26 protein-coding genes and 3 tRNA genes are annotated in these 17057 nt (G+C 64.8%); 17 read left to right on the forward strand and 12 right to left on the reverse strand.

Annotated features, from left to right (window positions below):
- Positions 1-136: 136 nt before the first annotated feature.
- From C5B91_RS00935 to C5B91_RS00970, 9 genes are all read left to right on the forward strand, one after another.
- Positions 137-589, forward strand: coding sequence for a pyridoxamine 5'-phosphate oxidase family protein (locus tag C5B91_RS00935; protein WP_008091723.1), 453 nt, complete (start codon positions 137-139; stop codon positions 587-589).
- Positions 590-672: 83 nt separating this feature from the next.
- Positions 673-1530, forward strand: coding sequence for a DUF5995 family protein (locus C5B91_RS00940; RefSeq protein WP_008091724.1), 858 nt, complete (start codon positions 673-675; stop codon positions 1528-1530).
- A gap of 56 nt (positions 1531-1586) precedes the next feature.
- Complete coding sequence (locus tag C5B91_RS00945) at positions 1587-1988, forward strand: helix-turn-helix domain-containing protein (protein ID WP_008091726.1); 402 nt, start codon at positions 1587-1589, stop codon at positions 1986-1988.
- Between the two features lie 31 nt (positions 1989-2019).
- The gene (locus tag C5B91_RS00950; protein ID WP_008091728.1) at positions 2020-2181 is read left to right on the forward strand and encodes a zinc ribbon domain-containing protein; all 162 of its coding nucleotides are present in this window, start codon (positions 2020-2022) and stop codon (positions 2179-2181) included.
- Between the two features lie 106 nt (positions 2182-2287).
- Positions 2288-2434 carry a hypothetical protein gene (locus C5B91_RS22235; protein WP_008091730.1) on the forward strand — a complete coding sequence of 49 codons (147 nt, stop codon included), beginning with the start codon at positions 2288-2290 and terminating at the stop codon, positions 2432-2434.
- A gap of 110 nt (positions 2435-2544) precedes the next feature.
- Positions 2545-3006: a pyridoxamine 5'-phosphate oxidase family protein gene (locus tag C5B91_RS00955; protein ID WP_008091731.1), complete on the forward strand. Its 462-nt coding sequence runs from the start codon at positions 2545-2547 to the stop codon at positions 3004-3006.
- A gap of 54 nt (positions 3007-3060) precedes the next feature.
- Positions 3061-3708 carry a DNA-binding protein gene (locus C5B91_RS00960; protein ID WP_008091732.1) on the forward strand — a complete coding sequence of 216 codons (648 nt, stop codon included), beginning with the start codon at positions 3061-3063 and terminating at the stop codon, positions 3706-3708.
- A gap of 106 nt (positions 3709-3814) precedes the next feature.
- The gene (locus tag C5B91_RS00965; protein WP_008091733.1) at positions 3815-4207 is read left to right on the forward strand and encodes a helix-turn-helix domain-containing protein; all 393 of its coding nucleotides are present in this window, start codon (positions 3815-3817) and stop codon (positions 4205-4207) included.
- Positions 4208-4309: 102 nt separating this feature from the next.
- Complete coding sequence (locus C5B91_RS00970) at positions 4310-5116, forward strand: hypothetical protein (RefSeq protein WP_049913390.1); 807 nt, start codon at positions 4310-4312, stop codon at positions 5114-5116.
- Positions 5117-5262: 146 nt separating this feature from the next.
- Here C5B91_RS00970 and C5B91_RS00975 read toward each other — a convergent pair.
- The 8 genes from C5B91_RS00975 to C5B91_RS01010 all read right to left on the reverse strand — a co-directional run bounded on the left by C5B91_RS00975 (position 5263) and on the right by C5B91_RS01010 (position 8695).
- Positions 5263-5336, reverse strand: a tRNA-Phe gene (locus C5B91_RS00975).
- Positions 5337-5385: 49 nt separating this feature from the next.
- Positions 5386-6111 (reverse strand): DUF2270 domain-containing protein, encoded by a 726-nt coding sequence (locus C5B91_RS00980; protein ID WP_115818969.1) that lies wholly within the window; start codon positions 6109-6111, stop codon positions 5386-5388.
- A gap of 184 nt (positions 6112-6295) precedes the next feature.
- Positions 6296-6490 (reverse strand): cold-shock protein, encoded by a 195-nt coding sequence (locus C5B91_RS00985; protein WP_004057909.1) that lies wholly within the window; start codon positions 6488-6490, stop codon positions 6296-6298.
- Positions 6491-6639: 149 nt separating this feature from the next.
- Entirely contained in the window at positions 6640-6834 is a 195-nt protein-coding gene (locus C5B91_RS00990; protein WP_004057907.1) for a cold-shock protein, read from the reverse strand.
- 149 nt (positions 6835-6983) lie between these two features.
- Entirely contained in the window at positions 6984-7178 is a 195-nt protein-coding gene (locus tag C5B91_RS00995; protein ID WP_004057907.1) for a cold-shock protein, read from the reverse strand.
- A 270-nt stretch (positions 7179-7448) separates the two neighbouring features.
- A tRNA-Phe gene (locus tag C5B91_RS01000) sits at positions 7449-7522 on the reverse strand.
- A gap of 61 nt (positions 7523-7583) precedes the next feature.
- Complete coding sequence (locus C5B91_RS01005; RefSeq protein WP_008091750.1) at positions 7584-8252, reverse strand: hypothetical protein; 669 nt, start codon at positions 8250-8252, stop codon at positions 7584-7586.
- Positions 8253-8296: 44 nt separating this feature from the next.
- Positions 8297-8695 (reverse strand): VanZ family protein, encoded by a 399-nt coding sequence (locus tag C5B91_RS01010; protein ID WP_115818970.1) that lies wholly within the window; start codon positions 8693-8695, stop codon positions 8297-8299.
- A 116-nt stretch (positions 8696-8811) separates the two neighbouring features.
- On the opposite strand from C5B91_RS01010, the gene C5B91_RS01015 reads away from it, so the two are divergent.
- Positions 8812-9009 (forward strand): hypothetical protein, encoded by a 198-nt coding sequence (locus tag C5B91_RS01015; RefSeq protein ID WP_008091754.1) that lies wholly within the window; start codon positions 8812-8814, stop codon positions 9007-9009.
- Positions 9010-9237: 228 nt separating this feature from the next.
- Here C5B91_RS01015 and C5B91_RS01020 read toward each other — a convergent pair.
- Positions 9238-9311 (reverse strand) — tRNA-Val (locus tag C5B91_RS01020).
- A gap of 93 nt (positions 9312-9404) precedes the next feature.
- Between C5B91_RS01020 and C5B91_RS01025 the strand changes: the two genes are divergently transcribed.
- The 5 genes from C5B91_RS01025 to C5B91_RS01045 all read left to right on the forward strand — a co-directional run bounded on the left by C5B91_RS01025 (position 9405) and on the right by C5B91_RS01045 (position 13994).
- Positions 9405-9902, forward strand: coding sequence for a DUF192 domain-containing protein (locus C5B91_RS01025; protein WP_115818971.1), 498 nt, complete (start codon positions 9405-9407; stop codon positions 9900-9902).
- A gap of 40 nt (positions 9903-9942) precedes the next feature.
- Complete coding sequence (locus C5B91_RS01030) at positions 9943-10212, forward strand: hypothetical protein (protein WP_008091757.1); 270 nt, start codon at positions 9943-9945, stop codon at positions 10210-10212.
- Between the two features lie 128 nt (positions 10213-10340).
- Complete coding sequence (locus C5B91_RS01035; RefSeq protein WP_049913351.1) at positions 10341-11225, forward strand: NosD domain-containing protein; 885 nt, start codon at positions 10341-10343, stop codon at positions 11223-11225.
- Between the two features lie 125 nt (positions 11226-11350).
- On the forward strand, positions 11351-13228 hold the full coding sequence (locus tag C5B91_RS01040; RefSeq protein WP_394295172.1) for an ABC transporter ATP-binding protein: 1878 nt from the start codon (positions 11351-11353) through the stop codon (positions 13226-13228).
- 43 nt (positions 13229-13271) lie between these two features.
- Positions 13272-13994: a creatininase family protein gene (locus C5B91_RS01045; protein WP_008091763.1), complete on the forward strand. Its 723-nt coding sequence runs from the start codon at positions 13272-13274 to the stop codon at positions 13992-13994.
- A gap of 31 nt (positions 13995-14025) precedes the next feature.
- Here the strand turns inward: C5B91_RS01045 and C5B91_RS01050 are convergent, their stop codons facing one another.
- The 3 genes from C5B91_RS01050 to C5B91_RS01060 all read right to left on the reverse strand — a co-directional run bounded on the left by C5B91_RS01050 (position 14026) and on the right by C5B91_RS01060 (position 15354).
- The gene (locus C5B91_RS01050) at positions 14026-14457 is read right to left on the reverse strand and encodes a DUF5790 family protein (RefSeq protein ID WP_008091764.1); all 432 of its coding nucleotides are present in this window, start codon (positions 14455-14457) and stop codon (positions 14026-14028) included.
- Between the two features lie 88 nt (positions 14458-14545).
- A complete protein-coding gene (locus tag C5B91_RS01055; RefSeq protein ID WP_008091766.1) occupies positions 14546-15016 on the reverse strand; it encodes an NUDIX domain-containing protein in 471 nt (156 codons plus the stop codon).
- Entirely contained in the window at positions 15013-15354 is a 342-nt protein-coding gene (locus C5B91_RS01060) for a dihydroneopterin aldolase family protein (RefSeq protein WP_049968055.1), read from the reverse strand. Before C5B91_RS01060 ends, C5B91_RS01055 begins: the two co-directional genes overlap by 4 nt.
- 101 nt (positions 15355-15455) lie before the next feature.
- Between C5B91_RS01060 and azf the strand changes: the two genes are divergently transcribed.
- The gene (gene azf, locus C5B91_RS01065; protein ID WP_004973324.1) at positions 15456-16244 is read left to right on the forward strand and encodes an NAD-dependent glucose-6-phosphate dehydrogenase; all 789 of its coding nucleotides are present in this window, start codon (positions 15456-15458) and stop codon (positions 16242-16244) included.
- 228 nt (positions 16245-16472) lie between these two features.
- Entirely contained in the window at positions 16473-16970 is a 498-nt protein-coding gene (locus tag C5B91_RS22605) for a hypothetical protein (protein ID WP_233547653.1), read from the forward strand.
- Positions 16971-17057 lie beyond the last annotated feature (87 nt).

The following is a 17057-nucleotide window of genomic DNA, read 5'->3' on the forward strand; positions in this document are numbered from 1 at the left end:
GGTTCGTCGTCGCCGGGGATAAGCCCCGCGTCGCGCGTCGGGGTCGAGCGAGCGCCGCGGCGGCCACTCGTCGGTCGCTAGTCGCCGGTCTCCGGGTCGCTGGCAGGCTTATGTCATCTCCGTGCGTATATCTCCCATGGCCCCTGACTTCGCCGAACACAACCGAATCGAGATGCCGTCGGAGGAGATAGACCGCCTGCTCCGCGAGGAGGGCGTCGGCGTCCTCTCGCTCGCCGACGACGGCGTCGCCTACGGGATTCCCCTCTCGTTCGGCTACGACGCCGACCGGGGACGACTCTACTTCGTCTTCCTCCGCCCCGGCGAGTCCTCGAAGAAGGCCGACTTCGCCGAGCGGACCGCCCGCGCGAGCTTCGCCGTCTGGAACGCCCCCTCGCGGGACGAGTGGGAGAGCGTCGTCGTCGACGGCGAACTCCGCCGGGTCGACGACGGCGACTGGGACCGCGTCCACGACGTGCTCGAAGACAACGCGTGGTATCCGACTCTGTTTTCGGAGACGGAGCCGATGCAGGACATCCTCGGGTGGGAGCTTCGTATCGACTCCCGGTCCGGTCTCCAGCGCCGGGCGTGAGCGTCCCACCCGCTGATTCTCGGTCGCGAGCGCGTGCGCGCCGGTATCGTTATCGAAGGCGGGACCGTCTGGACGGCCAACCCATGCGACGGACGACGTTCGAGGAGGGAAGAAAGCTCGCGGCCGCGGTGCGGACGCCGAATCCGTCGCTCTCCGGTGTCGCCCGCGACGCGACCGAGGAGGTTCTCGAACTCGTCGACGCGCCGTTCCGGGACGTGGCCGACGCCCACGAGCGGCTGTCGGCGCTCGAATCGCTCCTGTACGAGCGCGGCGACCGCCGCGCCGCCTTCCTGACCATCTACGTCCGCGTCACCGCCGAGGTCGACCGCGGACTCGGCGGCGGCGAGTTCACCGACCCCGAGTGGGTCGCCGACTACCTCGTTACCTTCGCGGACCACTACCGCCGGGCGTTCCGCGCCTTCGAGCGCGGCGACCACGACGACGTGCCCGACCCGTGGCAACTCTCCTTCGAGACGGCGCTCGCCGGGGAGTCGCTCGTGGTGCAGGACGTGTTGCTCGGCGTCAACGCGCACGTGAACTACGACCTCGCGCTGGCGCTCCACGAGGTCGGCATCGACCCCGACCGCCCCGCGAAGTACGACGACCACCGCCGCATCAACCGGGTCCTCCGCCGCCTCGTCGACGAGGAACAGGACCTCATCGCCGAGCGGTACGCCGACGGCGTCGCCGACATCGACGAGTCGCTGGGTCGGCTGGACGAGGCGCTGTCGTTTTTCACGCTCCGCGAGGGGCGGCGGAACGCGTGGCGCGGCGCGGTCGCGCTGACCGACGGCCGGTTCCGCCCGGTCGAGCGCGCTGTCTACTGGTACCTGCGGAGCCTCACGATGGGCGCGGGCCACTTCATCCTCGCGCCGAGTTCGAACCCCGCGGTGCGCCGCAGACTGGCTCAACTCGAAGCCGGAGACGGGTCGAGTACTTAAACCTCCCCGGATAGCGCGGGCGGAGATACCTCCCGTTGTCCGTCGTCTATCGAAGTATGAACTCCTCTTCCGCTTTCGCCGCCCGTGGTGCATCGACGCTCGACCTGACCCGGCCCCAGCAGGTCGCCGCGGAGCCGTCGGCCGTCCTCTCTGCGCTCAGCGACGGCGACAGCCGGCGAATCCTCGCCGCCTGCGACGGGGCCCCGCGGACCGCGCAGGAGTGCGCCGAACTCTGCGACGTGCCGCTGTCGACGGTCTACCGGAAACTCGACCTGCTCACCGAGGCGTCGCTCCTCGACGAGCGACTGCGGATTCAGACCGCAACGCACCACCCGCGGGAGTTCGCGACCACCTTCGACACGCTCTCGGTTTCGTTCGACGACGCCGGCGTGTCGCTCGCGTTCCGGCAGGTCGCCACCGACGGCGGCGAAGACGGCGAGGAGGGGCGGTCGCGATGACGGCGACGCTCGCATCGCCGGAGGTGGACTGATGAGCGCCACGTCGCCGACGGACGACTACGAGTTCACGTGCTCGCAGTGCGGTGAGCGGTTCGCCGTCAACGACGGGATGCGTGCGGCGGTCCTCGAACGCGGCTGTCCCATCTGCGGGAGTCCGACCTCGACCGAGGCGTTCGCTCCATGTTCCGCGTGAGGTTCCATTCTTCTCTGTGCCCGGTTGGGACGTTCGCTCCACCGCGCCCCGGGCGTTCGAAAAACAGTAGGCTACATATACGTGTGCCACGCGTACTACGAACCACATGAGCGACAGCGCGGACTACACATTCGTCTGCCCGGAGTGTGCGGAGTCCATGCTGGTCAACGACTCCATGCGCGACGCCCTCCTCGAAAACGGCTGTGTCATCTGCAGCGCCGCGCTCACGCCGGACGCCTTCTCGACCGCCTGAGCGACTCGCACCTGCGACCGACCCCGCCGATATCGCCCGGTTGGTGTCTCTCGGACACCGCCGAGAAGTAACAGTAATTACGTCGGCCGCGAGTCTGGTGGTACGAACCGATGTCTCTGGACCAACAGACCGAACTCTCGCCCGACGAGATACGCGAGGTCCTGTCCCGTCACGAGACGGGCGTCCTCTCGCTCGCGAAGGCGGACGAACCATACGCGATTCCAATCTCCTACGGCTACGACGGCGAGAGCGGTCGCTTCTATCTCCGTCTCGTCTCCACGCCCGAAAGCGAAAAGCGGCAGTTCCTCACGTCGTCCCCGCGGGCCCGACTCGTCGTCCACGAGTCGAACGACGGGAGCTACCGGAGCATCATCGCCGAGGGGACGCTCGAACGCGTCGACCCCGACGAGCTGACCGTCGAACGCATCGTCCAGTACGGTAAGGCCAAGCGACCGCTGTTCGAAATCTGGGGCGAGACGAAGCGCGACCTCGACATCCAACTGTTCGAACTCGACCCCGAGACGCTGGGCGGCCGGGCGGTCGAACTGGACGTCGCGGAGTCCGACCAGTAATGTCCGTGGTCGTCGCGTCCCGCGGCGAACACCGAGTCGCCCGCGCGTAACACGATGCCCGCCGGTATTCGCGCCACGGTCGAATTCGACTCGCCGTCGGTCTGTCCCGTCGCCTCGGTCGCTCACTCGACGGACTCCGTCGTCGATTCCGTCTCGACCAGCGTCGTCTCTACCCCGGGCGACGTCAGCGTCTCCGAGTTCGTCGTCGAGGCCGACGACCCTCCGGAGGCGTCCGCGCTCGAACCCATCTTCTCCTACGGCTCGAAGCACCTCTACCGCTACACCCACGACGGGAGCGCCGGCTGTCCGTGCGAGTGCCTCGGCGAGTTCGGCTGTCCGGTCGACCGCTACTTCGCCCAGCGCGGCAGTCTGACGCTCGTCTTCCACGCCGCCGACTACGAACAGTTGCAGGCCGTCATCGGCGAGCTTCGCGACCGCTTTCCCGGACTCGACATCAAGCGCCTCGTGCGCTCGCCCACCGGCGACGCCCCCGGCGACAGCGTCTTCGTCGACCGCGGGAAGCTCACGGCCCGTCAGCTCGAAGTCCTCCAGACGGCCTACGACATGGGCTACTTCGAGCGCCCGCGCGGAGCCAATGCGACCGAGGTCGCGGCCGAACTCGACATCAACCAATCGACGTTCTCGGAACACCTCGCCGCCGCCCTGACGAAACTGCTCGGCGACGTCCTCGAAGAGGGGTAGCGATTTCGCCGCCGCGGTCGGCGGCGGGGTGAGGGGGTGGAGGTATATAAACGTCCCACGCTATCGTGGTTGTCCGTTGGTCCCGGTCCGCCGACTCTACAGAAGTATGAGTCAGGCTTCGCTCCCCTTCGCCGTTCGCTCCCCGACCGCCTCGTCCGAACCCCGCGTCGTCGACGACCACGCCGCCGTCGACGCGCTCTTTTCGCTTCTCGAAGACGACGACTGCCGATGCATCCTCGACGCGACCGACGGCGTCGCCCGCTCGGCGAGCGAACTCTCGGAGGCGTGCGACCTCCCGCTCTCGACGACGTACCGAAAACTCGACCCGCTCGTGGACGCCGGCCTCCTCTCGAAGCGCCTGCGCGTTTCCCGGTCCGGCAGCCACACCGCCGAGTACGAACGCACCGTCGACGACGTGACCGTCTCCGTCACCCCGTCGGGGGTCGAGGTCCGCGTCTCGCACCGCGACGTGGCGACGTCGGCGTCGGTGACGGTCTGAGCGGCGCACTCGCGCTTTCGTTCGCCGGCTTCGCCGCCGGCCGCGTCGAATCGGCCGCGAGTCACTGCGCCTACTTAAGATTCTACTCGTCGTATGGTTGTCGTGTATTCCAACCGTATTCCCGTCCTGATTGTCGCGGTTCTCGTGCTCCTCGCCGGCTGTACCGGCGGCGCGGACGTTGTGCCGGGCGCCCAGACCGACGACATCGACGAGCCCGATGGGGGCGGCGACAGCGCGGACTCCGACGCGAGCGGAACCGACGACTTCGAGTTGAGCGACCCCGAGCGTGTCCTCCGCGACGCCGGGAGTTTCACCGTCAGTTGGTCGTACACCGGCGTCGACGCGAACGGCGTCGAGACCGAAGTCACCCGCGAGTTCTACGCCGACCTCGAAGCCGAGCGGTCGTACAGTCGAACGACCTCGGCGACCGACGGCCAGCCCGACTCGGGAGCCGTCGAGCAGTACGTCGCCGACGGCGTGACGTACGTCCGGATTGGCGACGGCGCCGAGGCCACGTACACCTCGTACGAGGGGTCGATGGAGGTTCTCGCCACCGCCATCGCGCTCTCGCAGGCTCGCGCGTACGGCGCTGACGACGACCTGACGTTCGCCGGCACCGAGACGTTCGACGGGGTGTCGGTCGAGCGCTACGAGCTATCGACCGCGAGCGAGGCGCTGATTCTCGCCGGGTCGGCCGCGGCGCAGGGCGACCCCGGGAATCTGGAGGTTACGAACTTCGAGTACGCCGTCCTCGTCGACGAAGACGGCCTCTCGCGCCACGAATCGTGGGCGTTCTCGGGGCGGATGGACGACGGCACCGAGGTACGCGGCTCGTGGGAGTACTCGCTTACGGGCGTCGGTTCGACGACCGTCGACGAACCCGCGTGGCTCGACGAGGCGCGGGCGTAAGCGGAGCTTTGACTCTCACTCTCGGTCTGAAAATGGGTGGTTCTCCCGGATTTGAACCTCACTCGCAAATCGGAGATTTGCTCGCTGGTTCAAATCAGTTCGGCGTCGTTTCTTCGATTCTTCGCTCCGCTCAGAATCTCAGAATATGCCGCCTCCCGGATTTGAACCGGGGACAGCTCGATCTTCAGTCGAGTGCTCTCCCAGTCTGAGCTAAGGCGGCGCGATTCGACAGACGCGCAGGAGCGAAAAAACCATTTCGAATTGCGACGCTACGAGTCGCCGTACTCCGATTGCTCCCATCCCGTCACGTCGCTCGGAATGAGTTCGCCGTTGACGTGCCACTCGCGCGGGCGGAACGAGATACCGAGCAGGGTCGCGTAGAACCCGGCGACGAAGGCGACGACGATGTTTCCGGGGACGCCGCCGACGCCGGCGCTCCCGACGAGCGTCGCCCCGTCCGTGTACGCCGTGAGCTGGATGACCCACGCGACGAGCATCACGACGAACAGCGGGAGGTACACCCGTCGGAGCCGGTGGGAAAGCGCCTCCTCGAAGGGTATCTTCATGTTCGGCGTACGGTAGTCCTCCCCGAGTTTCTCCCGCCAGTCCTCGTCGAGGACGCCGCCGTCCGGGTCGAGCGCGTACGCCCAGACGTTCTGCTGAATCATCCGGACCCGAGAGCGCCAGATGTCGTACGCGCGGAAGCGCCGCGCCTCGATACAGAGGAAGATACTCAGCGTCACTACCCCGAGGAGGATGATGTAGTGCGGGTGCGTTTGTGCGGAAAACGACCACGTCAGAATCCCGGCCATCAGCGTAATCGCCCAGTTACTGGTCCGGTCGAGCCGCTCGCGCCACGACTTCATCCGGTGTATTTCGCCCCGGTAAAGGTGCGCAAACGACGAGCCAGGGCCCATCGTCTCGTCGAAGACGCCCGCGCCGATATGGGTGTCGTCTATTCCCGCGGGAGGTTCCAGCTCCCCGTCGTCGGACATTGTTGTTCGTTTGATGCACAACTACGAGAGGATAAGAGCCTTCTGGGTTCGACAGTTCGTGACGCCCGGTCGGGGACTGCGTCTACTCGAGGCGGGGGGTCCTACAGCACAGCCTCACGGCTCAGGGGTGCGTAAAAAAACTCTCAGAAATCGATTCGTCTGTCTGCTGAATTCGGAAACCGAATTACAGGCGCGTGACGTTCGTCGCGCGCGGGCCCTTGGGGGCCTGTTCGATGTCGAACTCCACTTCCTGACCCTCTTCGAGGTCCGGACCGCCAACATCTTCCATGTGGAAGAACACGTCGTCGTCCGCGTCGTCAGTAGAGATGAAACCGTAGCCGCCAGTGTCGTTGAAGAAGTCGACCTTACCTTTCGCCATTGCAACTGTACAACGACCCTGCGGACGGATAACCCTTCCGCATGTCTGTGACTCAGTCACCCGGTCGCCGAAACGCCGTCGCTCGCGGTCGTGAAAAACGGAGGAAAGTTCGTCAGTTTGTGAATGTACTGCGGTGAACGGAAGCCTGCTTAGAGGCGGGTGACGTTCGTCGCGCGCGGGCCCTTGGGGGCCTGCTCGATGTCGAATTCGATTTCCTGACCCTCTTCGAGGTCCGGACCGCCAACATCTTCCATGTGGAAGAACACGTCGTCGTCCGCGTCGTCAGTAGAGATGAAACCGTAGCCGCCAGTGTCGTTGAAGAAGTCGACCTTACCTTTCGCCATTGCAACTGTACAACGACCCTGCGGACGGATAACCCTTCCGCATGTCTGTGACTCAGTCACCCGGTCGCCGAAACGCCGTCGCTCGCGGTCGTGAAAAACGGAGGAAAGTTCGTCAGTTTGTGAATGTACTGCGGTGAACGGAAGCCTGCTTAGAGGCGGGTGACGTTCGTCGCGCGCGGGCCCTTGGGGGCCTGCTCGATGTCGAATTCGATTTCCTGACCCTCTTCGAGGTCCGGACCGCCAACATCTTCCATGTGGAAGAACACGTCGTCGTCCGCGTCGTCAGTAGAGATGAAACCGTAGCCGCCAGTGTCGTTGAAGAAGTCGACCTTACCTTTCGCCATTGCCTTTGCATCCAGCGACCTCACGCGCATAAGTCTTCTGAAGAACGCCGCAGGTCTCTGTGGTGCTGTGTGTTCGAGTCTACGGGTCTGAGCCGCTGAACTCGGGCGTTGTTCCGATTGGTCGTTGAGAACTCGACTGCCGCCTTCCGAATTTGAACCTCACTCGCTCGCTCACTTTGTTCGCGTCGCTCGCTGGTTCAGAATCCGGGAGGCGACATTTTCACTGCTCACGACTCGGTTGCAACGCTCTCTCGGTAGTTCGCAGGAAAATGCCGCCTCCCGGATTTGAACCGGGGACAGCTCGATCTTCAGTCGAGTGCTCTCCCAGTCTGAGCTAAGGCGGCTCGCACTCTTCCGAAGCCGGACCGCATCAAAAAGACTTTCGAATCGCCCGTCGGCGCTGGGTCAGCGGTGCCGGCCGCCCGTCGCGCTCGCCCGCGCCCGCTCCGTCCGCGACCGAATTCCCTTGAGCATCTTCCGCTCCATGGCGAACTGGACCGGCTCGACGACCAAGCGGTTCATCGCGCGCCCGCGGAGCGTCTCCGACCGGCCGCGGTATCTGATGATCAACCGCGTCGCGCCGGGAGCCACCTCGTGCAACGCGAACGTCCATACCGCCGCGCTCTCGCCGGTCTCCCAGCCCGGCGCACTCAACACGAGCGTCCGCTCGGGTTCGACCAGCGCGACCCGGAACGACGGCGCGCCCGAGCCCGGCGGGCCGAGTCGTATCTCGTCGCCCACGTCGAGCCGCTGGTGTTGCGGGAGGATTTGGTCCGCGTTGTGAATCTGCAGGCCGAACAGGTTCTCCAATCGCTCGTAGCTGTAGAAGCCGCCGCGGTCCTGCCCTAACTGGACGAGCCACGGCCAGACCGCCCGCGCGGGGGCCGCAATCGTAATCGCCCGCGTCGAGGTGACGTCCGCGTCGCCGACGAAGTCGTCGCCGGGGAGCCAGCCCGTCGCCTCATCGTCGGTGGTCCCCCAGCGCCTGTGCCACGGTCGAACCGCGAGGAGGTACGTCCCGACGACGCCGATTCCCGCGAGACCGAGTGCCCGGATGAGTCGTCTCGTGCCCATTGCCTTCACCGTTCGTTCGCCCTTCGTGAGGGGGTGAGATAACCCTACCTCCGGGGTTCCGCGACCCACGCGACCGCGACCCAGAGCGCCCCACCCACGACCGCACCGAGGAGGTTTGCCCCCGCATCGGCGACGCCGAACGACCGGTACGGCAGCACCGCCTGCACGAGTTCGATACCCGTCCCGAACGCGGCGGCGACGACGACGGCTCCAACGACTTCTTTGCGTTCCCTGGCGCGCACCGCGGACGCGAAGACGAGCCCGAGACCAGCGTACCCGGCCGCGTGGACCCACTTATCGAGGCCGACGAGTCCGAGCGGACCCATCGGTGCGAGACTCCCCGGCGGCGTCGGAACGATTGATGCCACGAGGACGACGAGCGCGTAGTCGAGCGCGACGGCCGCCCGCCGAGGGGTCTCACGGAGCCGCGCGACTGTGTTCACTACTCGGTTGTGGGTTCGTGTTGGGCTAAAAGGGTTCGCGTCCTCGTGGCTCTGAGCGCTATCACACAGAACTAAATGGTCCGTAGATCAACACTTCCGGGACGACTGTGTCACAGATGCTCCCCCGCTGGTTCACCTCCAAATCGTTCGCAGTACAGCTCATCATCCTCGCGTTGGTCTTCGACCCGCTCGGGTTCGTCGGCGGCTACCTCCTCGCCCCGTCGCTGGGTGTCGAACCGCTCCTCGGTGGTGCGTACGGCCTCGTCGCCGCCAGCGTCCCGATGTCGCTTTTGGTGATGCAACGGAGCGCGTGAGTCGGCTCGGGCGGATTCGAACCGGACCGAGACTCGCTGCGCTCGTCTCGTAGGGTTCAACCGCCCTCGCGGCAGAAAATCACGCTCGCTGCGCTCACGGATTTCATGGGCTCGGGCGGATTCGAACCTCGGTCGCAACTCTGCGAGTTGCTCCCTGATTCGAATCCTTGTCGCCCACTCAGCCGACACAGACTCCTCGCTACGCTCGTCGTACTGTGTCGTCAGAAGTGGGCTCGGGCGGATTCGAACCACCGACCTCAGCCTTGTAAAGGCCGCGTCATAACCAACTAGACCACGAGCCCTGCATCTCAATCGAACCGGTTCGCGCTCATAACGGTTTTCGTTTCGACCGGTCCCCGGAACCCTTAGACCCGCGGCGACCGTCACGTCCGGCAATGACCTCCCGCGCGCGAACCGCGCTGCTCGTCGTCGCCGTCGTCGTCGCGGTCGCGAGCGTCGCGTACCTCACCAACCCCGCGGTCGTCCCCGGCTCGACCGACGACTACGAACGGACCACGCTCACCGTCGTCGACGACGAGACCGGAGAGACGCTGGCGACCGTGGACGCCCGCGTCGCCGACACCCGCGCCAAGCGCTTTACCGGCCTGAGCGACACCGAGTCGCTCGCCGAAAACGAGGGGATGTGGTTCGTCCACGACTCGTCTGGCACCTACGCCTACGTGATGCGCGACATGGACTTCCCGCTGGACATCGTCTTTGTCGCCGAAAACGGCACCATCACGCGCATCCACCACGCCGAACTCGACCCCGAGGGAACGAGCGAGTCCGACCTCACCCGCTACCGCGGAACCGGGAAGTACGTCCTCGAACTCCCGTACGGGTACACGAACGAGACCGGCATCAATGCGGGAGACCGGGTTGAAGCCGAGTAGATGCGAAACACCCGAAGGGCCGGCGACCGTTGACCCCACTATGACAGCACACGTCGCGGCGCTCTCGGAACTCGAAGGCTGGCGCGCCGAGGGGTTCGCCGCACGAGTCCACTATCGCGGGGCGGACGACGCCTACAGCATCGAGTACTACGAACCGTCCGACTGCGTCCTCTACTGGAAGGTAAAAGGCGACGGCGAGGTCGCGGTTCCCGTCAGTCGCGACACGGTCCCAGACCCGCTTCGCGAGCGCGTCCGGCAGGACCTCGTCGAGGCGGGCATCGACCCCGACGTCGAAGACCGAGTGGTCTGAGCGCCCCGGACGCACCCGACTCGGCCCCGCCGGTCGGAGTTGCAGTACGTCACGAATGCTGATACGTAGTTGGTATGTATCTCACAATATCTGTATTTGTCCCGACGTGTTGTAGTTGAGAGGGTGTCATGTCAACTCGACTCACGAGGAGAGGGGCGCTTCGCGGACTGGGTCTCGCCGCGCTTCCGGCGCTCGCGCCGGGTGTGTTGCAACTGAGAACCGGCGAGGAGGTGCTTTCGGGATGTGCGAGCGTCACCGAACCGGGTCGGTACTACCTCGATGGCAACCTCGACTGTCTGGAGGTTCTCGCCGACGACGTCCGAATCGACGGCCGGGGACACGCCGTCGTCGGCGAGACGACGATTTCGGGCAGTCGCGTCTCGATAGCCGACATCGTGCTGACGAAGGGCGGTCGAATCACCGATTCGAGCCGGGTGTCGATAGCGGACTCGCAAGTCGTTGGCCATCCGGACGATTGGAGGCCACAGTTCGTCGTCGCGGACTCGTCACGCTGTGCGGTGACGAACACGAGCTTCTTCACGCCGAGCGTCAGGGGCGTGGTTCTCGACCGCGTAGTGCGAACCCGGTTCGAGTCGTGTACGCTCATCAGTCCGGTCGTGCTCACGCTCACGGATTCGCACCGAAACGAGTTCGTCGACTGTGAGTTCAGAACCGACACGCTTCAGGTCTCTCTGTATGGGAGCACGCAAAACAGCTTCCAACGAAACCTCGTCGACGGAGAGGGCCCCGGCTTCCGACTCCGCGACAGCCATCGAAACCGCTTCGTCGAAAACGAGGTCCGCATCATCATCGCCGGGTTCGAACTCGCTGGAAGCGACCGCAACGTAATTCGTAAGAACGTCGTGACGACCGGCCTCCTTGCCCACGGCGTCACGCTGGACGACTCTCATCGCAACCGACTCGTCCAGAACGACCTCTGCGGCGTCAGCCAACAACCGGTCGTCGAATCCGGCGGCTCGACCGGGAATACGGTCCAGAACGCCTCGTGTTAATCTACCGGCGGGCCGCTCCCCCACCCGAGTACTTTACTGCGAGCGCCCCCTGAACCGTTGTCGTGCCCCCTGATATCGACGACGACGACCCGTTCGAGGACCAACGAGCGCGGGTCGACAACCCGATGCGGCGGCTGTTCGCCGAGTACGGCCGCGAGAACACCTTCGAGTTCGTCGTGGGCGTCCTCGCGAGCGTCGCCGCCCGCGTGCTCGATCTCATGCCGCCGGTCATCCTCGGCCTCGCCATCGACGCCATCATCCGGCAGGACAAGTCCTTCGCGGCCGGGTTTCCCGTCCTCCCCGAGGCGTGGATAGCGCCGTACGTCCCCGCGACCAGAGACGGTCAGTTCTTCTTTGCCGTCGGCATCATCGTGTTCAGTTTCACCGCCGGCGCGCTGTTCCACTGGCTCCGAAACTGGGGCTGGAACGCCTACGCCCAGCAGATTCAACACGACGTCCGGACCGACACCTACGACCGGATGCAACTGCTCAACATGGACTTCTTCGCCGACAAGCAGACCGGCGAGATGATGTCCATCCTCTCGAACGACGTGAACCGGCTCGAACGGTTCCTCAACGACGGGATGAACTCGTTTTTCCGCCTCTCCGTGATGGTCGTCGCCATCGCGGTGGTTCTCATGTCGTACAACTGGCAGCTCGCCCTCGTCGCCCTGTTGCCGGTCCCGCTCATCGCGCTGTTCACGTGGAAGTTCGTCGATATCATCCAGCCGAAGTACGCCGACGTGCGCTCGTCGGTCGGCAAACTCAACTCCCGGTTGGAGAACAACCTCGGCGGCATCCAGGTCATCAAGACGTTCAACGCCGAACCCCACGAGTCCGACCGCGTCGACGGCGTCTCGATGGACTACTTCGACGCCAACTGGGACGCCATCAACACCCGCATCAAGTTCTTCCCCGCGCTCCGAATCCTCGCGGGCATCGGCTTCACCCTCACCTTCGTCGTCGGCGGCCTGTGGGTCATCAACGGACAGGGTCCCGGTCCCTTCACCGGCGACCTCGCGGTCGGCGAGTTCGTCACCTTCATCCTGCTCACCCAGCAGTTCGTCTGGCCGCTCGCCCAGTTCGGGCAGATTATCAACATGTACCAGCGTGCCCACGCCTCCAGCGCCCGTATCTTCGGCCTGATGGACGAGCCCGCGCGGCTGGCCGAACAGCCCGACGCGCCCGACCTCGCCGTCTCCGAAGGCCGCGTCGAGTACGACGACGTGACCTTCGGCTACGGCGACGGCGAGACCATCGTCGAGGACATATCCTTCGAGGTCGACGGCGGCGAGACGCTCGCGCTCGTCGGCCCCACGGGCGCCGGAAAATCGACGATTCTCAAGCTCCTGATGCGCATGTACGACCCCGACGAGGGGCACGTCAACATCGACGGCCAAGACGTGCGCGACGTGACCATCTCCAGCCTCCGGGAGTCCATCGCCTACGTCAGCCAGGAGACGTTCCTGTTCTACGGGACCGTCCGCGACAACATCACCTACGGCACGTTCGACGCCGACGACGAGGCGGTCGTCGCGGCCGCGAAAGCCGCCGAGGCTCACGAGTTCATCTCGAACCTCCCCGAGGGGTACGACACCAAGGTCGGCGAGCGCGGCGTGAAGCTCTCCGGCGGCCAGCGCCAGCGCGTCTCCATCGCCCGCGCCATCCTGAAGGACCCGGACATCCTCGTCCTCGACGAGGCGACCTCGGACGTTGACACCGAGACGGAGATGCTCATCCAGCGCTCGCTGGACGAACTCACGGCCGACCGGACGACGTTCAGTATCGCCCACCGCCTGTCGACTATCAAGGACGCGGAGCAAATCGTCGTCCTCGAAGACGGGCGCATCGTCGAGCGCGGGGCGCACGACGACCTCCTGTCCGAAGACGGTCTCTACGCCCATCTCTGGGGGGTTCAGGCGGGCGAAATCGACCAACTCCCCGACGAGTTCGTCGAGCGCGCCGCCCGCCGGCAGGCCGAGGTCGACGCCGGCGACGACTGAGGCTTCGCGTACCACTAAGGAGGGGGCAAACACTTCTTTCGGCATGCGACTCTCCGAAGCCACTTGGACCGAGGTCGCTGACCTCGACGGCGACCTCGCGCTCCTCCCGGTCGGAAGCACGGAACAGCACGGCCCGCACGCGCCGCTCGGCACCGACGCGCTCAACGCCGAATCGGTCGCCGAGGTCGGTGCCGACGCGTTCGACGGCGAGGTCGTCGTCGGCCCGACTATCCCGGTCGGCGTCGCCGAGGAACACCGCGCCTTCGACGGCACGCTCTGGGTCTCGCCGGACACCTTCCGCGCGTACGTCCGCGAGACTATCGAATCGCTCGCCCACCACGGCTTCGACCGCGTCGTCGTCGTCAACGGCCACGGCGGTAACATCGACGCGCTCGCGGAGCTCTGCCGGCGCGTCTCGCGGACGGGCGACGTCTACGCGGTCGCTTTCACGTGGTTCGACGCCGTCGGCGACCACTCCTCGGACATGGGCCACGGCGGCCCGCTAGAAACCGCCTTACTCCGCCACACGCACCCCGAACTGGTCCGTGAGGACCGAATCGACGAGGCCCGCGATGGAGGTGCCGACCGCTGGGGCGAGTGGGTCTCGGGCGTCAACCTGGCCCACGACTCCGACGAGTTCACCGACAACGGGGTCGTCGGCGACCCAGCCGAGGGCGACGCCGAACGTGGCGCGGAACTGGAATCGCTCGCGGCCGAGGCGCTCGCGTCGCTCCTCGACGCGGTCGAGCGCCGGCAACTCGACTGAACGGCCCGCGAACCGGCTGACGTTTGGCGGGTTACTCCCCGTCTTCTTCGTCCTCGTCGTCGGCCGCTGCCGCCTCCGCCGCGTCGGTGAGCGCGCCGCGGAGCTGCGGCATCGTGTTGGTGAGTTCCCCGACGAGTTCGTGGGCCTCCTCGACCATCTCGATGAGTTCTTCGAGCTCTTCGATGGCTTCTTCGAGGTCCTCGGGGTCGTCGAACGCCTCGGCGCGCTGGCCGATGACGTACCACTTCTTGGCCTGTCGGACGTGTTCGGCCGCACCCTCGACGTTGAGCGAGGAGCGAAGGCCGTTGAGGACGCCGAGGACGTTGTCGGCGTCGGCCTCCCACACGTCGTCCGGGTCGGGAAGCACCGACCGGGCCTCGCCGAGGTGTTCCTCGACGTCGGTGCGCATCTCCGCCGCCGCCTCTCCGAACAGGTCGTCGTCGTCGAGCGTGCTTTGACTCATGCCCACACGTTCGGCGCGCGGGGGTTTAAAAACGACCCCGAAAGTGAAAGTGAAATCGAACGACTCCGCGCTCGTCGCGGGTGGATTCTCAGTCCACGTCGCCGAGGTAGACCGCGTCGTGTCCGTCGCCCATCTCGTCGGGGCCGACGTCCCGAAGTCGGTCGCCGAGCGGGCCGGGGAAGAACCGGACCTCGCCGAGTTCGTCGAGGGGGAGCCACCGCACGCCCACCTGAACCGAATCTCGCTCTGTCGGGTCGTCCGGGTCCTCGCTCACTCGTTCGCACCAGAAGAAATGGTCCACTTGGTGGCCGTCGTCGCCTCTGTCGTCGTAGTGCGTCGAGGGAACGAAGTCCCTGACGAACGCGAGCGACCCGACGGCGACTTCGTAGCCTGTTTCCTCGTACACTTCCCGGCGGACCGTCTCCGCGAGCGACTCACCGCGCTGTTGGCCGCCGCCGGGTGCGACGTACCAGTCCTCGCCGTCGGTACGGTACCGAATCGTGAGGAGTTCGCCGTCGCGGACGACGAGTCCGCGGGCGGCGCTTCGCGGCCGGCTCATTCGACCGACACGAGCTTCATCAGCGGGTAGCCGTCTTCCATCTCCATGCGCGTCCGGACGCGAACGCCCTCGTAGTCGATTTCCATCTCGACCTCCATGAACCGGCCCGTGAGTTCCGTGTAGTCGGCGGCCGACTCGGCGAGTTCGGCTTCCAGCGCCCCGTCGAGGATGTGCACGGAGACCGACTCGCAGTACGGTTGGTTCTCGATGGCCTCGGCCATGGCCCGTTCGAGGCTCCGGGCGCTGTCGGGCGAGACCGGCGTCCCGGCGAACTGGTGGTAGAGCGTTCCGAACTTGATGCCCGCCTCGAAGCAGGCCGTCTGCGGGTCTGTGACCATGCCCGGAACTCCGTCGCCCTCGGGTAAAGTTCGGCGGTTTGAGGGGTCGCGCGAGCGCGAACCGGTCCTTACTTAGCCTCTCTTGTTAGAACTTACACCGAATGGACCAGCCGGTTTTGCTGACGGGGGCTGGCGGGCGCGTCGGCCAGGCGATACTAGGGCACATCGGCGACGCCTACGACTGGCGGCTGCTGGACCGCGAGCCACTCTCCGACGAGAAGATACCCGACTCGGTCGACCCCACGGAGGTGTACGTCGCCGACGTCACCGACGAGACCGCCGTGCGAAACGCCATGGACGGCGCCGAGGCCGTCATCCACCTCGCGGGCGACCCGCGTCCCGAAGCGCCGTGGGACAGCGTCCTGCGGAACAACATCGACGGCACCCAACAGATGTTCGACGCCGCCGTCGACGCGGGCGTCGAGAAGTTCGCGTTCGCCTCCTCGAACCACGCCGTCGGCGCGTACGAGACGATGGACCGGACCCCGGACATGTACCGTCCGCACCACGAGTTCCGACTCGACGGGACCGAACTCCCGCGTCCGAGTAACCTCTACGGCGTGAGCAAGGCCGCCGGCGAGACGCTCGGCCGGTACTACCACGACCACCACGACATCTCGGTCGTGAACGTCCGCATCGGCAACCTCACCCAGCACCACCCGCCGAAGGAGTACGAGCGCGGCCAGGCGATGTGGCTGTCGTACCGCGACTGTGCGCACCTCTTCGAGTGCTGTATCGAGGCCGACTACGACTACGAAATCGTCTACGGTATCTCCGACAACGACCGGAAGTACTACTCCATCGACCGCGCCCGCGCGGTGCTCGGCTACGACCCGCAGGACAACTCCGCCGAGTTCACCTTCAAGGGCGAACCGCTGGACGAGGCCTGACTTCGGCGTCCTTTTTCGGTTTGCACATCCGTTTCAGAGACGTATTCGTTCGGTGAGGCTGGGGCAGTCTCGATTTGTAGTCTCACACGGTGTGTTGGCGAACAACCGATGTCTGTCGATTCATTCACTTGTACGGGTACTACCCTACAAAGCCTTGGGGGGTGTTCCTGCCAACTGTCTCAATTAGTTAAATAGATGCACCTTACAACCAACGGACATTAGTGAACGATGGGTCTTCTCAATACGTCCGCACACGTCCTTACACTACTCGGTCTTGGTTTGAGCTTTGTAGGTTCACTCATATTTGCTCATCGCGGGTTTAGTAGCTATCAGCAGAGCCTATCCGAGATTGAAGAAAGCACAAAAGAGAGACTCAAAATGGAGTGCAACCAGCTACGTCGGGGTGGGTACTTGGAACCAGACGACCACAGCTTTCGTTTTGTAGCGGAGGTGATTCAATCACAAGTTGGTGATCTTGGGACCATTACTCGAATTGAACAACCCGAAGATAACGGGCTTGGAAATGACATTAATGTACTCACAACTAGTGGCGAACGCTATGATGGTGTGATAAATACTATCCAATTGGACAATGCAATCGACTTACAAGCTGAATCTGAGCGGAAACAGTCAGACGATGCAAAAATAATCCAAGGAGGTGTTTACCTTGCAATTGGTTTCTTGCTCCAACTGGTTGGGTACGCCATCACAAATTTCTTCATCTGATTTTTGATCAGATAAGATTCGATCAAAGTACTCCAGAACAACTGAACAAGAGGTAGAGAGGAAAAATCCAACAATTATTTTCTTACA

The sequence above is a fragment of the Haloferax sp. Atlit-10N genome (assembly GCF_003586325.1).
Taxonomy (GTDB): domain Archaea; phylum Halobacteriota; class Halobacteria; order Halobacteriales; family Haloferacaceae; genus Haloferax; species Haloferax prahovense.

Bases quoted from the DNA above. Each gene is read 5' to 3' on its own strand.
- C5B91_RS00935 (WP_008091723.1), top strand. From the start codon at position 137: ATGGCCCCTGACTTCGCCGAACACAACCGAATCGAGATGCCGTCGGAG.
- C5B91_RS00940 (WP_008091724.1), top strand. From the start codon at position 673: ATGCGACGGACGACGTTCGAGGAGGGAAGAAAGCTCGCGGCCGCGGTG.
- C5B91_RS00945 (WP_008091726.1), top strand. From the start codon at position 1,587: ATGAACTCCTCTTCCGCTTTCGCCGCCCGTGGTGCATCGACGCTCGAC.
- C5B91_RS00950 (WP_008091728.1), top strand. From the start codon at position 2,020: ATGAGCGCCACGTCGCCGACGGACGACTACGAGTTCACGTGCTCGCAG.
- C5B91_RS22235 (WP_008091730.1), top strand. From the start codon at position 2,288: ATGAGCGACAGCGCGGACTACACATTCGTCTGCCCGGAGTGTGCGGAG.
- C5B91_RS00955 (WP_008091731.1), top strand. From the start codon at position 2,545: ATGTCTCTGGACCAACAGACCGAACTCTCGCCCGACGAGATACGCGAG.
- C5B91_RS00960 (WP_008091732.1), top strand. From the start codon at position 3,061: ATGCCCGCCGGTATTCGCGCCACGGTCGAATTCGACTCGCCGTCGGTC.
- C5B91_RS00965 (WP_008091733.1), top strand. From the start codon at position 3,815: ATGAGTCAGGCTTCGCTCCCCTTCGCCGTTCGCTCCCCGACCGCCTCG.
- C5B91_RS00980 (WP_115818969.1), bottom strand. From the start codon at position 6,111: ATGTCCGACGACGGGGAGCTGGAACCTCCCGCGGGAATAGACGACACC.
- C5B91_RS00985 (WP_004057909.1), bottom strand. From the start codon at position 6,490: ATGGCGAAAGGTAAGGTCGACTTCTTCAACGACACTGGCGGCTACGGT.
- C5B91_RS00990 (WP_004057907.1), bottom strand. From the start codon at position 6,834: ATGGCGAAAGGTAAGGTCGACTTCTTCAACGACACTGGCGGCTACGGT.
- C5B91_RS00995 (WP_004057907.1), bottom strand. From the start codon at position 7,178: ATGGCGAAAGGTAAGGTCGACTTCTTCAACGACACTGGCGGCTACGGT.
- C5B91_RS01005 (WP_008091750.1), bottom strand. From the start codon at position 8,252: ATGGGCACGAGACGACTCATCCGGGCACTCGGTCTCGCGGGAATCGGC.
- C5B91_RS01015 (WP_008091754.1), top strand. From the start codon at position 8,812: ATGCTCCCCCGCTGGTTCACCTCCAAATCGTTCGCAGTACAGCTCATC.
- C5B91_RS01025 (WP_115818971.1), top strand. From the start codon at position 9,405: ATGACCTCCCGCGCGCGAACCGCGCTGCTCGTCGTCGCCGTCGTCGTC.
- C5B91_RS01030 (WP_008091757.1), top strand. From the start codon at position 9,943: ATGACAGCACACGTCGCGGCGCTCTCGGAACTCGAAGGCTGGCGCGCC.
- C5B91_RS01035 (WP_049913351.1), top strand. From the start codon at position 10,341: ATGTCAACTCGACTCACGAGGAGAGGGGCGCTTCGCGGACTGGGTCTC.
- C5B91_RS01040 (WP_394295172.1), top strand. From the start codon at position 11,351: ATGCGGCGGCTGTTCGCCGAGTACGGCCGCGAGAACACCTTCGAGTTC.
- C5B91_RS01045 (WP_008091763.1), top strand. From the start codon at position 13,272: ATGCGACTCTCCGAAGCCACTTGGACCGAGGTCGCTGACCTCGACGGC.
- C5B91_RS01050 (WP_008091764.1), bottom strand. From the start codon at position 14,457: ATGAGTCAAAGCACGCTCGACGACGACGACCTGTTCGGAGAGGCGGCG.
- C5B91_RS01055 (WP_008091766.1), bottom strand. From the start codon at position 15,016: ATGAGCCGGCCGCGAAGCGCCGCCCGCGGACTCGTCGTCCGCGACGGC.
- C5B91_RS01060 (WP_049968055.1), bottom strand. From the start codon at position 15,354: ATGGTCACAGACCCGCAGACGGCCTGCTTCGAGGCGGGCATCAAGTTC.
- azf (WP_004973324.1), top strand. From the start codon at position 15,456: ATGGACCAGCCGGTTTTGCTGACGGGGGCTGGCGGGCGCGTCGGCCAG.
- C5B91_RS22605 (WP_233547653.1), top strand. From the start codon at position 16,473: ATGGGTCTTCTCAATACGTCCGCACACGTCCTTACACTACTCGGTCTT.